The sequence below is a fragment of the Bacteroides pyogenes DSM 20611 = JCM 6294 genome, from assembly GCF_000428105.1.
Classification (GTDB): Bacteria; Bacteroidota; Bacteroidia; order Bacteroidales; family Bacteroidaceae; genus Bacteroides; species Bacteroides pyogenes.
The window spans coordinates 1-15119 of record NZ_ATZH01000052.1 but is presented as its reverse complement, the minus strand read 5'-3'; the positions used below and the strand labels follow the sequence as shown (position 1 = coordinate 15119).

General features: G+C 44.0%; 10 protein-coding genes. 9 read left to right on the top strand and 1 reads right to left on the bottom strand.

Translation table 11 applies throughout. The features are described 5' to 3' along the window. The 9 genes from C234_RS0112230 to C234_RS0112185 all read left to right on the top strand — a co-directional run. The coding region (locus tag C234_RS0112230; protein WP_154656409.1) for a transposase at positions 1–227 on the top strand (227 nt) is incomplete at its 5' end. Positions 228–637: 410 nt separating this feature from the next. Further along, a complete protein-coding gene (locus C234_RS0112220; protein WP_027326003.1) occupies positions 638–1819 on the top strand; it encodes a 6-bladed beta-propeller in 1182 nt (393 codons plus the stop codon). Next, a complete protein-coding gene (locus tag C234_RS16850) occupies positions 1816–2706 on the top strand; it encodes a DUF1573 domain-containing protein (RefSeq protein ID WP_027326002.1) in 891 nt (296 codons plus the stop codon). Before C234_RS0112220 ends, C234_RS16850 begins: the two co-directional genes overlap by 4 nt. 37 nt (positions 2707–2743) lie before the next feature. Further along, positions 2744–3460 (top strand): signal peptidase I, encoded by a 717-nt coding sequence (gene lepB, locus C234_RS0112210; RefSeq protein ID WP_034537659.1) that lies wholly within the window; start codon positions 2744–2746, stop codon positions 3458–3460. 96 nt (positions 3461–3556) lie between these two features. Next, positions 3557–5167: an O-antigen ligase family protein gene (locus C234_RS0112205; RefSeq protein ID WP_416334079.1), complete on the top strand. Its 1611-nt coding sequence runs from the start codon at positions 3557–3559 to the stop codon at positions 5165–5167. Positions 5168–5206: 39 nt separating this feature from the next. Further along, positions 5207–6304, top strand: a complete 1098-nt coding sequence (locus C234_RS0112200) for an efflux RND transporter periplasmic adaptor subunit (protein WP_027325999.1) — start codon at positions 5207–5209, stop codon at positions 6302–6304. 48 nt (positions 6305–6352) lie between these two features. After that, positions 6353–9448 (top strand): efflux RND transporter permease subunit, encoded by a 3096-nt coding sequence (locus C234_RS0112195; protein ID WP_027325998.1) that lies wholly within the window; start codon positions 6353–6355, stop codon positions 9446–9448. Between the two features lie 74 nt (positions 9449–9522). After that, positions 9523–10986, top strand: a complete 1464-nt coding sequence (locus C234_RS0112190) for a TolC family protein (RefSeq protein WP_148295235.1) — start codon at positions 9523–9525, stop codon at positions 10984–10986. 130 nt (positions 10987–11116) lie between these two features. Further along, positions 11117–14341: an efflux RND transporter permease subunit gene (locus tag C234_RS0112185; RefSeq protein ID WP_027325996.1), complete on the top strand. Its 3225-nt coding sequence runs from the start codon at positions 11117–11119 to the stop codon at positions 14339–14341. A gap of 361 nt (positions 14342–14702) precedes the next feature. On the opposite strand, the gene C234_RS0112180 is transcribed toward C234_RS0112185, so the two are convergent. Further along, positions 14703–15119: transposase (locus C234_RS0112180; protein WP_027324204.1), on the bottom strand; the 417-nt coding region annotated here is incomplete at its 5' end.

Genomic DNA, 15119 nt, shown 5'->3' with positions numbered 1-15119 from the left:
GGGCTTTGATGAGCGTCTCCGATAAGCTCTTGCTCAGAAAGAGGGCTATTATAGAAACCGTGAATGATGAGCTGAAGAATATTGCACAGATAGAGCATTCCAGACACAGATGCTTTGATAATTTCATCGTCAATCTGCTCGGTGCTATTGCTGCATATTGCTTGTTCCCAAAGAAGCCGTGCATCAATGTACAGAGGACACTGGATACACAACTTGCACTATTCTAAATTCGTCGAACTCACGTTAATATTATTATAAATCCTTATCCCGAACTCGCACTGTATATGTAGAAAAAACAAGGCAGGTAGAACTTTTTGCATACTAAACTTATCCCGAATTGGCGTACTCATTTGGGTCGTAAAAAGGAGTAATTTGCACAGTACAGGGAATACCATGAAATATATGGTTTGGCTGCATAAAAAGAACAGATTACTTGCAACTATGCGAGGATAGATGTATTTTTGCAGAATCAGGACAGAGACGCAACGGTTTATGCCGCAGGCTCTAATGGCAAAAAACTAAATGTTAAACCTTGCCGAAAATGGAGATAAAAATAAGTAATAAATGATTGGAACCGGCAGAGAGATCACATACTATTGTATTTTATTCTTCTGCCGGTTCTCAAAAAAGAAGTCTTATGAAAAAATTGACATGTATTTTTATACTTGTTTTGCCTTTTATGATATCTTGCAAAAAGAATGCGGCATTCCAAGCCACGATAATCAATGATTCTTTGTTCCAAGTTATAACAGTGAACCCTGATAACATCGATAAAAAGGAACCGGGGAAAATCTCTGCATTTGCGGAAGAAGTGGAATATATTCCTTTACAGACAGCGGATAGCATCTTGATTGGTGAAACAACCCGCCTGATTGTTTGGAGCGATTTGTATTATATTTGGGATAAACTTTCAGAGACAATTTTCTGTTTTGACCAAGACGGCAGTTTCCGATATAGAGTCAATAGACAGGGAAACGGACCGGATGAATATTTGAACATCAAGGACTTTACTTTGAATAGAGAAAACGGGAATATAATGATTTACTCTGACAGGGGGCAGGCTTTTTATGAATATACAAGGGATGGGGAACTGGTAAAAAAATCTAAAGCCTCCTTCTTAATGTCTTCTTTTGCAGCTAAAGGAGATTGGAAATACTGTTATTTGGACAGACTTCCTAATCAACGGCTATATGAAGATATTTTTCCGGAGGCGTATCGGTATGTGACGCTGAACGATGGGAATGTGTGTAATCATCAATTGAAATACGAGTATAATGAAGATTTCCTCCATGTTCCGTTATCTTCCGATAATTTCACCTATTATAAAGATAAGGTTCTTTTGACCGAATTTCTGCATCCTGAGATCTATGAGATTGATAGTATCGGTAACTTGAATCCCCGTTACCGTATCGAATTCACGACTAATGCCTATGCTCCTTCGTTTTATGGAAGCGTAGATTTGAAAAGAATGAAAGAAGCCGAAAAAGAAGGAGAATATACCAGTTTGTTCGGTGCCTTTTATGAAAATGAGGATTATTTGTTTTTCAATTATAGTAGAGGCTTGTTGGGATTGGCTTATGTGGAGAAAAAAGATGGCTCTATTCATAATCCCGGCTATTTCCTATTGGATGATTTCAACCAGAATACCTTGTCTGTTATCCTTGCTTCTGTTGACGAAAAATATGTATATTTAATGGGAGAACCGGAATTATTGAAGGAAAAGCAAAAACGAAAGCAGTTCTCTCCCTATTTGAATGAGATTTGCGAAGGTCTGCAGGAGTTTGACAATCCGGTTATCATTAGAGTAAAGTTGAAATGAGAATAGTAATAAAAAAACTGGCATACATTCCTTTTCTTATTTGCATGGGAGGATGTATTGGCAACAAAGAATGTAAGGAGCTTCCTCAAGATGCAGTCAGCTATATGGTGTCGAGTATTTTGCAGACAAAGGAAATTTCTTTCCCGTCCTATTATATTGTGAAAGATATGTCAGGGAAGACATGTCGAGTTGATAGTATTTTTGCAAAACCTTGCTTGGTGTTCAGATTCAGCGAGCTTAACTGCGAGAATTGTATAAAGTCTTCTATAGAGATGATTCGTGAGTCAAAAATCAGAAATCACATCATAGGATTGGCAAGCTATAACAACATGCGTATGTTGCATCTTGCTCAAAAGAAATATGACATATCTTTTCCTGTATATTACGTTCCGATGAATGACTCTGATATATTGTCGGCACAGCATGAGAAACATGGAAATCCTTATTTATTTCTACTTGATAGGGATTTGAAGAGTAATTGTTTCTTTTCACCTTCACTACAATATCCGGAATTTTTTAAAGAATATTTGGAACAGACTTTTGTAATGTTGGAAGAAAAGAGAAGAGGTGAAATTGACACATTTTGTGAGAAGAATAAGGATTTGGGTACAGTTGTAAAAGGTCGGAAATATGAAATAGAATTTGTATATACGAATACAACCGATGACTTGCTGGTCATTAATGATGTTAAAACTTCATGTGGTTGTTTGATTTCTCAATGGAGAAAAGAACCTCTGCCTCCCGGAAAAACATCAAATTTGATGGTCGAATTTACCCCTGAAAGTTTGGGATATACTTCAAAAACAATTGTTGTTTCCCACAATCAATCGAATATTCCTATCAGGCTGAAGATCAAAGCGAATGTAGTAGATGGAATGGATGACTAACATAACCTCTTAAAAATACGCCATAAATCATTACAATATGTTCAGACGTATTCTCAAGAAAATCGGTAAATCGCTATTGGCACTCTTCGTGCTATTCCAATGTTATGTGTTGGCACGATTGTATCTGTTTGCTTCGTGTGTGATACCTACCTATTCGATGGCTCCTACTTTGCTTGGAGGCGACTATATTATTGCCTCCTTGCGAATTCCGGGACGTAGGATATGGGAAGAAGGCAGTTGTGGACGTCCGATAATTCATCGGGAGGAGGGTATACGTAGAGTTCGCAAAGGCGATGTAGTTGTTTTTAACTTTCCTTATTTCTCTGATCCTAACAAGATGAAGCTTGAATCGAAATTATATTATTGTAAACGTTGCGTAGCCATTCCGGGAGAGACTTATGAATGGGAGTGGCATTCGAAAAATTTTCAGGTATATCTTCCTTGTTCAGGAGATGAGTTGACAATTGATTCATTGAATTACAAAGATTATCGTAAATGTATAGAATATGAGACAGGGAATAGCCTTGTCCGCTCTGGAAATGTAATTTTACTGGGTGATTCGGTTATTCATTCTTATCGCTTTTGTCAGAATTATTATTTTATGCGTGGAGATAATGCTGCTGATTCTTACGATTCTCGTTTTTGGGGAATGCTACCGGAAGACTTTATCTTGGGTGTGGGCAGGTTCATCTGGTTCTCTCGTGATAAGAAGAGTGGAAAGTTCCGTTGGAAGCGGATGCTGAGAAAGATATAAAGTGAGAAGAGAAATAACAGCATAACTATAAAAAACTGATTATCCATGAACAAAATACAACTTTCCCATTGGAAACGTAACCTCTCCGTCGCCTTGATGTCCGTAGGCATTGTCGGGTTGTTGGGTACAGTTTGTGCCTATACTCCCACTATCCCTGCCGGAGAGACTTCCTATCAGTGGCTGTGGTGCGGATGGGCTTCTATAATATTTGCTGTATGTGTATTATTAGCGACAGGGCTATCGGCAAAAGGAGTACATTTTTTCCACCATTCGGTAGCTTGGGGACTTATCTTGATGGGGGGTATTGAAGCTGTCTGGGGATTGCATCAGATTTACGGTTTCACTACTTCTAATCATTCATTATATGCAGTAACCGGTTCTTTCTACAATCCCGGACCCTATTCCGGCTACCTTGCCTTGGTATTTCCGGTTTGCCTGTACGAATGGTTGCGGACCAGTGGCGCAGGCAAGCATGCTTGGGGAGAACGGGCGGGGCATTACTTTTCCGGCTTGGTGTTGTGTTTGCTTCTTTGCGTTCTTCCGGCGGGAATGAGCCGTTCGGCGTGGTTGGCAGCTATATCCGGGAGCGTGCTGGTGTGCAACATACATTATTCATGGAGCGTCCGATTGCAGAAAGTCTGGAAAAAACATCGTGCGAAAGTGGTAGCAGTGGGGATATTACTTGCTGTTTTGCTGATAGTGGGAAGTTTCGGCATTTATCGGTTAAAGGCAGATTCTGCCAAGGGACGATTGTTTATGTGGAAAATAAGTTGTCTTGCCGTAATGGAAAAACCTCTGTGCGGACATGGGGTTGGAAGTTTCGTTGATGTCTACGGGCAGTCACAAGAGGCGTATTTTGCGAAAGGTGACTATAGTAAGGATGAAGAGCACGTGGCAGGTAGTCCGGAGTATGCTTTCAATGAATATCTGCGGGTAGCTGTAGAATGTGGAATACCGGTGCTACTGCTTGTGTTGGGGATAGTGGGTGTTTGCTTGCATCAAGGCATCAGGCGGCGGCGTATTGGTATCTGCGGTGGGCTTCTGTCGCTGCTTGTTTTCTCTTTTTCTTCCTATCCGACAGCGTACCCTTGTTTCCTTGTCGCTTTTCTTTGTCTTTTGGTGGCGTGTTTTCTGGGAACATCATCCCGATGGATGCTTGTGATCGCATTTGTGACAAGCGTATCGGGAGGATGGCTGATACACAGCAATACGTATGAAACTTGCCGGAAATGGTCGCAATGCAGGATGCTCTATGGAATGAAGGCGTATGGTCCGGCAAAAGATGGATATGAGGAACTTTATCCGTTCTTGAAGCATCGCCCCCGATTCCTGTTTGAGTATGGGCATTGCTTGCATAAATTAAAAGAATATAATCACTCGACAAGGATATTGGAGAAAGCAATGATGCATAGTTGCGATCCTATGATTCTGAATATTATCGGTAAGAATTATCAGGCAGAAGAAGAGTATGAGAAAGCGGAAGAATATTTGATACGGTCTACGCATCGGCTTCCGGGACGGATTTATCCGTATTATCTGCTGGTGAAACTTTATGCGGAACCGGAATATCGACAACCGGATAAATTGAAGCGTGTGGCGGAGATTGTACTGATAAAAGAACCGAAGGTTCAATCGACAGCCGTCAAAGAGATGAAAGAAGAAGTAAAAAAAATAATAGTAAATGAAGAATCTATACCCAATCAATAAAATAAAAAACGATATTTGGCATATTAAAAAATAAGAATCATGAAACGACACAGCTTATCCTGTCTGTTATTATGTTGCCTGTCTTACTCCGGCATCCTTTCCTGCTCCGGTACTAAGGAAACGGAGAAAGAAGAGCAAGGAGTCTCCACTGTTCTTCCTGACACAAAAAATGAAGTAACCATCCAAGTTCTGAAACGGCAGATTTTTAATCATGAGTTGGTAAGCAATGGCAAGGTGAATGCCCAAAGCAGGGCTGATTTACATTTTGAAATGAGTGAAGTTATTGCCCATATTCATGTGAAGAATGGAGACCGTGTGCATAAAGGGCAGAAACTGGCGGAGTTGGACAAATTCCGTCTGGAGCAGAAGCTGTCCCAGTCAGAGAATGCTTTGTTGAAAGCCGAATTGGAACTGAAAGATATATTGATAGGACAGGGGTATTCTGTTGATGATTTCAGTAACGTCCCGGCGGACATCATAAAAATTGCCAAAGTGAAAAGCGGATATGACCAGTCGAAATCACACTATGAGTTGGCAAAAAGGGAAATGGAACATGCTACATTGGTCGCTCCTTTTGACGGGGTGGTAGCTAACCTTTTTTCAAAGACTTTTAATCCGGCTAATACCACGGAAGTATTCTGTACAATTCTTGATACCAAAGGGATGGAAGCTGAATTTACCGTATTGGAGAATGAGCTTGCCTTTATTAAAAAAGGTGATAAGGTAATGGTGCTTCCCTACTCCGGAGGAAGCTCGTTTGAAGGCAGCGTATCAGAAATCAATCCATGGGTGGACAGCAATGGATTGGTAAAGGTGAAGGCTAAGGTAAAAAACGGAGCGGGCAAACTGTTCAACGGTATGAACGTAAGGGTAAGCGTCAGAAGAAACTTAGGCGAACAGTTGGTCATTCCCAAGACGGCCGTGGTGTTACGCTCCGGCAAGCAAGTGGTTTTTACATTGAAAGAGGGAAAGGCCATGTGGAACTATGTAAATACGGGATTGGAGAATGCTACAGAATACATCGTTTCTGATAAATCTCAAAAAGGCATTGAGAATGGCCTGCTGGAAGGAGATACGGTCATTGTGACCGGAAATCTGAATCTGGCGCATGAAACGGAGGTAAAGGTTAGTAACTAACGGGTCAGTGATGAGTGATTAGCGAAGTGATTTGATAGATAGAAAAGTATGATAAAATTTTTGATTCAACGGCCCATTACCGTATTGATGGCTTTTACCGCCTGTTTTATTATCGGGCTGGCGACCTATTCCACCTTACCCATATCCTTACTTCCCAATATCGCCATTCCGGAAATCACTGTTCAGGTATCCGCCGCTAATACGTCCGCCCGCGAACTGGAGAATACGATTGTGAAGCCTTTGCGCGGACAACTGATTCAGGTTTCCACCCTGAAGGATATTCATAGTGAGTCGAGGGATGGAGCGGGTATTATCCGTCTGTCCTTTGAATTCGGCACGAATACAGACCTCGCCTTTATCGAAGTGAACGAGAAGATAGACGCCGCGATGAACTATCTTCCCAAAGAAACGGAACGCCCGAAAGTGATAAAGGCAAGCGCAACGGATATTCCCGTATTTTACCTGAATCTGACTTTGAAGAATGACAGTACTTATAGCACTACGGGACAGCAATCCTTTCTTGACTTGTGCGAGTTTGCCGAATCAGTCATCAAGCGCAGGATAGAGCAGCTCGAAGAAGTGGCTATGGTGGATGTGACCGGACTGGTAGAACGTCAGGTACAGATTGTGCCCGATAAGGACAAGCTGACCATGATGGGACTTGCCATCGAGGATATCGAATCGGCCCTGTCATCCAACAATGTAGAACCGGGCAATATGACGGTACGTGACGGATACTACGAATATAATATCAAATTCTCGACGTTGCTGCGTACGGTGGAGGATGTGGAAAATATCTATCTGCGTAAGGGTGACCGCATTGTGCAGTTAAAGGATTTTTGTAAGGTCCATATCGTACCTGTGAAAGAAAAGGGCGTGTCTGTGTCGAACGGCAAACGTGCGGTGACGCTGGCTGTCATCAAGCAAGCGGACGAGAACATGGATAAGATGAAGAGCTCCCTGATAGGTACCATGAATTATTTCCAGCGGGTATATCCGGACATTGATTTCAGTATCAGCCGTAACCAGACGGAGTTGCTGGACTATACGATTTCCAATCTGCAACAGAACCTTTCTTTAGGATTTCTTTTTGTCTGTCTGGTGGCAGTCCTGTTTCTGGGTGATGTGAAATCTCCGCTGATTATCGGACTTAGCATGGTAGTTTCCATCGTGATTAGCTTCGTTTTCTTCTACCTTTGTAATATGTCATTGAATATCATTTCCCTTGCCGGATTGATTCTGGCTTTGGGAATGATGATTGACAGCTCGATTATCGTGACCGAGAATATCTCGCAATACCGCGAACGGGGGTATTCGTTGCGGCGTGCCTGCATCACGGGAACGAGTGAAGTGGTGACTCCCATGTTGAGTTCATCACTGACTACTGTCGCCGTATTCGCTCCCTTGATTTTTATGAGCGGCATTGCAGGAGCTATCTTCTATGATCAGGCTTTCTCTGTCACGGTGGGGCTGATGGTCTCTTATTTTACAGGAATCATACTTCTTCCCGTCCTTTATCTGCTAGTATATCGTACAGGCATCCGTACCCGGAAATGGAAGTGGTTTTCCTTCCATTTCAACAATCCGATAAAAGCCCATACACTGGATCGTTTCTATAATGCCGGAGTCGACTGGACATTCTCCCATCAAACATTCAGCATGCTATTCTGTATCGTTTCTATTCCACTCTGTGTATTCTTCTTTTTCTTTATAGACAAGCAGCGGATGCCCGATATAGAGGAGAACGAACTGATTGTCCGCATCGAATGGAATGAAAATATCCACGTGGATGAAAACAGAAAGCGTGTGGACGAACTTTTCAAGGAACTGGACGGCCAGTCTCTGGAACAGACTGCTTCTATCGGCAGACAGGATTTTATCCTGAACCGGGAGAGGAAACTTTCATCTTCCGAAGCGGAACTTTATTTCCGGACGGAGACTTCCAGAGGAATTGTCCCTTTGGAACAGGAGATATACCGGAGACTGAAAGAACGCTATCCGCTCTCTGTCATTTCTTTCTCTCCGCCGGAAACGGTGTTTGAGAAACTCTTCGTAACGGGTGAACCGGATGTTATTGCCGAGTTTTATGCCCGCAACAGGGCGCAGGCACCGGACGCGGAAACGATTCGCAAAGTAGAACAGAAACTGGCGAAGGAAACCGGAATCAATCCTACAAGTATTGCTTTTGAGAATCAATTGAACTTGAGTATCAGCAAGGAAAAGCTCCTGCTCTACCGTGTTTCCTATCATGAACTTTACCGTATCCTGAGAACCGCTTTCCGTGAAAACAACGTGACCATGTTGCATTCCTACCAGCAGTATCTTCCGATTCATATTGCGGGGAATGAGAAAACGGTGAACAGAGTTTTGCAGGAGACATTGGTACAGACACAGCCGGATGGTAAAGGGAAAGTAGAATATATCCCACTTCGAGAACTGGTGAAGGTGACTCCTGCCGAGGACTTGAAAAGTATCACTTCCGGACGTAACGGGGAGTTTGTGCCTTTCGACTTTTACGGAGTGCGGGATGCAGACAGGCTGATAAAGGATGTGAAGCGGATAGCGGAGGAAACGGGAGACTGGGACACGGGCTTTTCCGGCAGTTTCTTCTCCAGCCGGGAAATGCTGGATGAACTGGTGGTGATACTTCTGATTTCACTGTTGCTGATGTATTTTATCCTTGCGGCACAGTTCGAGAGTTTTCTACAGCCTTTGCTTGTCCTAGCGGAAATTCCAATAGATGTGGCTTTCGCACTGTTACTGCTTTGGCTTTGCGGGCATACACTGAATCTGATGTCCGCTATCGGAATGATTGTCACCTGTGGTATTGTAATCAATGACTCTATCTTGAAGCTGGATGCCATCAATGAACTGCGTAAGGCGGGTGTTCCCTTGTTGGAAGCCATCCATGAAGCCGGACGCAGACGTCTGCGTCCCATTATCATGACTTCGCTGACTACCATTTTTGCAATGGTGCCTTTGTTATTCTCTTCGGATATGGGGTCGGAACTGCAAAAACCGTTGTCCATTGCCATGATAGGAACGATGTCGATAGGTACGGCAGTGAGTCTGTTTATCATACCGTTGCTTTATTGGTTTATTTACAGGAATAAGAAAGTTCAAACACAAATTAAGGCGGATTGACGCAGATTGTTTTCAAATAAAAAATATCAGTTATGAATTATCAGTTATCTGTTAGATATTGTTTCGTCCTGGCGATGGTCTGCGGAATCCGTTGTTCCGCAAATGCTCAGGAGCGTTTGGTACTGGACTTGAATCGGACGATCGCTTTGGCCAATGACAGCTCGCTGGAGTCGTTCCGTACACAGAATATGTATCTGTCCGGTTACTGGGAATACCGAACGTACCGTGCCAACCGTTTGCCCAGTCTGACACTGGATGTCACTCCGGCTCAATACAACCGGGACATCACGAAACGTTATGATTCGGGTTCCAATCTGGATGTATATCGTACGCAACAGTCTTATTATGCCTATGGCGGATTGAGCGTGAGACAGAATCTCGACCTGACGGGCGGAACATTCTACATAGAATCGAATCTTGCCTATATGCGCAACTTCGGGGATAACAGAACGACACAACTCACCAGTGTTCCCATGCGGATCGGATATTCGCAAAGCTTGGTAGGATACAACCCTTTCAAGTGGGAAAGGAAGATAGAACCGTTGAAATACGAGCGTGTGAAAAAGGAATTCCTCTATCATGTAGAGAAAGTATCGGAAACAGCCACCAATTATTTCTTCTCTTTGGCTATGGCACAGGCGGAATATAACCTGGCAAAAGACAATCTGGCTTCCACAGATACGCTTTACCGTATCGGGCAGCAACGTCACCGGATAGCCGCCATCTCACAGGCCGACCTGTTGACGTTGAGATTGGATCGTGTGAATGCGCAAAACACATTACAGAACAAGGCGAGTGACCTGAAACGGGCGATGTTCTCTTTGGCATCTTTCCTTAATCTGGATAAGAATACGCAAATCGAGCTGAAACTTCCTTCCCGTCCGGACAGGATAGAGATTCCGGTAGATGAGGCTTTGAGTTGGGGAAGAAGCAACAATCCCCAATTATTGGGACTGAAGCAAAACGTATTGGAAGCGGAACGGAATGTAGACAAGACGAAGAAAGAATCACGCTTCAATGCAAGTGTGAATGCGAGTATCGGCTTTAATCAGGTGGCGGATAATTTTGGTGATGTATATCATAGACCGATGCAGCAGGACTTGGTAAAGGTCAATGTCTCTATACCGATAGTGGACTGGGGTGTTCGTAAAGGTAAGTATAATATGGCACGGAATAATCTGAACGTAGCGAAGATTTCGGCACGTCAGAACGAGATAAGTATCGAAGAGGAGGTGATTATGACAGTGAGCGACTTCAATATCCAGCAGCAGTTGATAGCAAGCGCGGAAGAGGCGCTAGACTTGGCCATACTTGCGTATAACGAGACAAAGCAGCGTTTTATTATCGGCAAGGCGGATATTAACAGCCTGACTCTTTCACTCAACAGGCAGCAGCAGGCACAACGGAATTATATTTCCGCCATGCAGAACTACTGGCTGAATTATTACAAGATACGCCGGCTCACCTTGTTTGATTTCGCTGCCAGACGTTCGCTTTCCGACAGATTCGATTTCAATGGGGGAAAGTTGGTTAAATGAACTGAACTCACCACAAAGGGCACAGAGTTTATCGCTCTGTTTTACTTACGGAAAGAGAGAAGAATCCCGTGTCCTCTGTAGTGAATATAAAAATTGAAACACTGTGTGTCCCTGTGATGAAATATAATGAATGCAAACTATGAAATCTGAAATAAACAAGTCCCCAAAGGCTTCTGCTTTTACGCTGATTGTCACATTTATTTGTGCAGCGTTGGTCGGGCTGGCACTGATTCCGTTGTTGCCTGTCAAACTGAGCCCGTCGCGGACACTGCCCGGCTTCACGGTGCGTTTCAGTATGCCCGGTACTTCGGCTCGTGTGGTGGAGATGACGGCTACCAGCAAACTGGAGGCGATGCTTGCCCGTGTGAAGGGGATTCGGGGGATTTACTCTACTTCGGGAAATGGATGGGGAAGTGTCAGTGTGAATCTGGACAAGCATGTGGATGCGGCGGTTGCCCGTTTTGAGGCTTCCACCATTATCCGCCAGACGTGGCCGGAGCTGCCGGAAGGGGTGAGTTATCCGTATATTCAGATGCAGAGTCCCGGACAGAGCAGCCAGTCTCCTTTCATCACTTTTACAATCAATGCGCCCGCTATACCTATACTGATTCAGCAATATGCGGAAGAACATATAAAAACACGTTTGGCGCAACTTCCGGGGATTTATAAGATTAATCTTACCGGTGCTACGCCGATGGAATGGCGGTTAGAGTATGATTCGGAACAATTGCGTACGCTTGGGATAAGTACGGATGATATTCGTGAGGCAGTCCGGTTGCACTATCAGAAAGAGTTCATGGGTACATATGATGTGGAACAGGGGGCTGCGGGCAAGCAATGGATACGTCTGGCACTGGTTCCCGAGTATGAGAGCCGGGAGTTGGATGCGGGACGGATACAGGTAAAGATGAAAGACGGGAGAATCATCGGACTGGATGAACTGGTGAAGGTCTCCCGTGTGGAAGAGCGGCCGCAAAGTTACTACCGGATCAACGGTCTGAACTCGATTTATCTGTCTGTAGTGGCGGAAGAAACGGCCAACCAGTTAGCATTGAGTAAGAAAGTGAAAGCATATATGGACGGTATCCGGTCGCTTCTTCCGGTTGGGTATGAGATTCATACCAGTTATGACGCGACAGAGTTTATTCAGGAAGAACTGAGCAAAATTTATCTGCGTACGGGAGTGACGGTAGTCACTCTGCTTCTGTTTGTATTGCTGATTACTTTCAGTCCCAGGTATCTGTTCCTGATTATAGTCAGCCTGTCTGTCAACATAGCGATAGCCGTTATTTTCTATTATGCATTCGGGCTTGAAATGCAGTTGTATTCTTTGGCAGGTATCACTGTCTCGTTGAATCTTGTGATTGATAATACGATTGTGATGAGCGACCATTATCTGCGGCGCGGAAACCGGAAGGCGTTCATGTCTGTGTTGGCGGCTACATTGACAACGATAGGAGCATTGGTCATTATCTTCTTTCTGGATGAGAAGATACGGCTTAATCTGCAAGATTTTGCCGCTGTGGTGATTGTCAATTTGGGAGTTTCATTACTGGTTGCATTGCTTTTTGTTCCTTCCCTCATTGATAAAACCAGACTGAAACGGCGAAGGAAAACAGTTCTTTCAAAACAGGGAAGATGGATAGGGAGTGTGAGGTCCTTTGTGTGGATACGTTCGAAGGCGCGCCGGGTTCCGGTTTATTTCAGCCGCTTTTACAGTGGGTTGATACGGATTCTCTGTCGTTGGAGAGTGGCTGTCTGCACACTGTTATTGCTGGCTTTCGGATTGCCGGTGTTCCTGTTGCCGGAAAAGATGAAAGGGGAGGATAAGTGGGCGGAAACTTATAACAAGACGTTGGGCACTTCAACGTATAAAGAAAAGGTGAAGCCGGTAGTGGACAAGGTGTTGGGAGGGACTTTAAGGCTCTTTGTACAAAAGGTATATGAGGGGAGTTACTTTAGCCGTAATGAAGAAGTGGTGCTTCATGCCAATGTCAACTTGCCGAATGGAAGTACACTGGAACAGATGAACACATTGATTAAGCGGATGGAAACTTTTCTGAGCGAATTTAAAGAAATCAAGCTGTTTCAGACATCCGTGGAAAATGCCCTACGGGCATCTATCCATATTTATTTCACGAAAGAATACCAGAAAAGCGGTTTCCCGTATACGCTGAAAGCCAATATGATCGGCAAAGCGCTTCAACTGGGAGGCGGAGACTGGAGCATATACGGATTGCAGGATCAGGGATTCAGTAACAATGTCCGTGAGAATGCAGGGTCTTTCCGGGTGAAAATGTACGGCTACAACTATGACGAACTGTATGACCGGGCGGAGCAACTGAAAGAAAAACTGTTGTCTCATCGCCGTATCCGTGAAGTAACAATCAGCTCTGACTTCTCTTGGTGGAAGGATGATTATATGGAATTTTATTTCAATCTGGATAAACGGAGGATGGCAGAGGAAGGGATTGGAGCCGGACGATTGTTCTCCGCTATCCGTCCGGTATATGGGCGGAATATGGAGATCGGCTCGGTGATGACGGAGGAGAGTACGGAAAAAATCAGGCTTTCTTCCCGGCAGGCGGAAGAGAGGGATGCGTGGGCAATGCAGCATTATCCTTTTGAGGCAGGCGGTAAGGAATATAAGCTTTCGAAATTGGCAACCGTAGAGAAGGGACAGATGCCGCAGGAAGTGGCGAAGGAGAATCAACAGTACCGGTTGTGCCTGCAATATGAGTATATCGGTTCATCAGAGCAGGGGCATAAGTTATTGAAGAAAGATCTGGAAGAGTTTAACGAACTTCTTCCGATGGGATATACTACCAAATCGGAAAATAATAACTGGTCGTGGGGCAGCAAGGATAACAAACAATATCGTTTGCTGCTTATTGTGATTGCCATTATTTTCTTTATCACGAGTATCCTGTTCAACTCCTTGAAACAACCGTTGGCGATTATTTTTGTGATTCCGGTATCCTATATCGGTGTGTTTCTGACGTTCTACTGGTTCAAACTGAACTTTGACCAAGGCGGTTTTGCTTCTTTTATCCTTCTGTGCGGCATCACGGTGAACGCAAGTATCTATATCCTGAATGAATATAATTCCGTCCGCAAGTGCTTCCCGCGTCTTTCGCCGCTCCGGGCTTATGTGAAAGCCTGGAATACAAAAGTAATTCCTATTTTTCTAACGGTGGTTTCCACTATTCTGGGATTTATACCTTTTATGGTGGGAGCGGAGAAAGAAGGTTTTTGGTTCCCGTTGGCGGCAGGTACCATCGGCGGGCTGATTATGTCTGTAATCGGGGTATTCATCTTCCTGCCGGTGCTGACGCTGAAGAAGAAAGGAGATTAGAAAAGAACAATGCCTGCTTCTATAATCACTCCTTTATCGTGATTGATCGATGATAGAATCCGGTTAATCCATAACCACTCATCATTAATCCCGAGGGTATTATCCCCTCCTCAATACCCCCCTTCTGTCAGGGGCCGTATGCGCCACTTGCCGGAAATATATTGCTAACCTGCCGGAAATATATTGCTGACGTGCTGGCGATACATTACTGACGCGCTGGCAATATATTACCAATCCGAGACCTCTGCAAAACCTTACCCCATTCTCTATCATTCTTGTTTTTGAGCACTATTGGCTCACCTTCAGTCTATATTTTTGATTTTTAGGCTGTATATGCTCTATTTCATCTCATACTCTCCCCTTATTTGAGAGAATTAGACACAATTATCCCCGGAGTTCGATATAAATTGTAGGCAATAGCCTCCATGATGTGTTGTGCGTGAGTCTTAGCTAAACCTACATATCTGGCTATCCCACCATGAAACCATCTGTGAATAGATCCAAAGGTACGTTCCACTTTGTACCGTGTCTTGCTGATGGCTACATTAACACGCTGCTCTCTTTCCGTTAGCTTACGTCCCCTTACTCCTTTGTGCATGATACGACTCTTGAGCTTCATACGTTTAAGTACATCCTTGTTTGCTGTGGAATCATAACCCTTGTCGGCATAAACAGGTGTACCTTGTGGAAGTTTAGCTTTTTCTAATGGCTTTTCCAAATGTTTGATGTCACTTTCGTTAGCCGGTGTGGTTTCCTCGGCTATCACCAAACCGTTCTC

Bases quoted from the DNA above. Each gene is read 5' to 3' on its own strand.
- C234_RS0112220 (WP_027326003.1), top strand. From the start codon at position 638: ATGAAAAAATTGACATGTATTTTTATACTTGTTTTGCCTTTTATGATA.
- C234_RS16850 (WP_027326002.1), top strand. From the start codon at position 1,816: ATGAGAATAGTAATAAAAAAACTGGCATACATTCCTTTTCTTATTTGC.
- lepB (WP_034537659.1), top strand. From the start codon at position 2,744: ATGTTCAGACGTATTCTCAAGAAAATCGGTAAATCGCTATTGGCACTC.
- C234_RS0112205 (WP_416334079.1), top strand. From the start codon at position 3,557: ATGTCCGTAGGCATTGTCGGGTTGTTGGGTACAGTTTGTGCCTATACT.
- C234_RS0112200 (WP_027325999.1), top strand. From the start codon at position 5,207: ATGAAACGACACAGCTTATCCTGTCTGTTATTATGTTGCCTGTCTTAC.
- C234_RS0112195 (WP_027325998.1), top strand. From the start codon at position 6,353: ATGATAAAATTTTTGATTCAACGGCCCATTACCGTATTGATGGCTTTT.
- C234_RS0112190 (WP_148295235.1), top strand. From the start codon at position 9,523: ATGGTCTGCGGAATCCGTTGTTCCGCAAATGCTCAGGAGCGTTTGGTA.
- C234_RS0112185 (WP_027325996.1), top strand. From the start codon at position 11,117: ATGCAAACTATGAAATCTGAAATAAACAAGTCCCCAAAGGCTTCTGCT.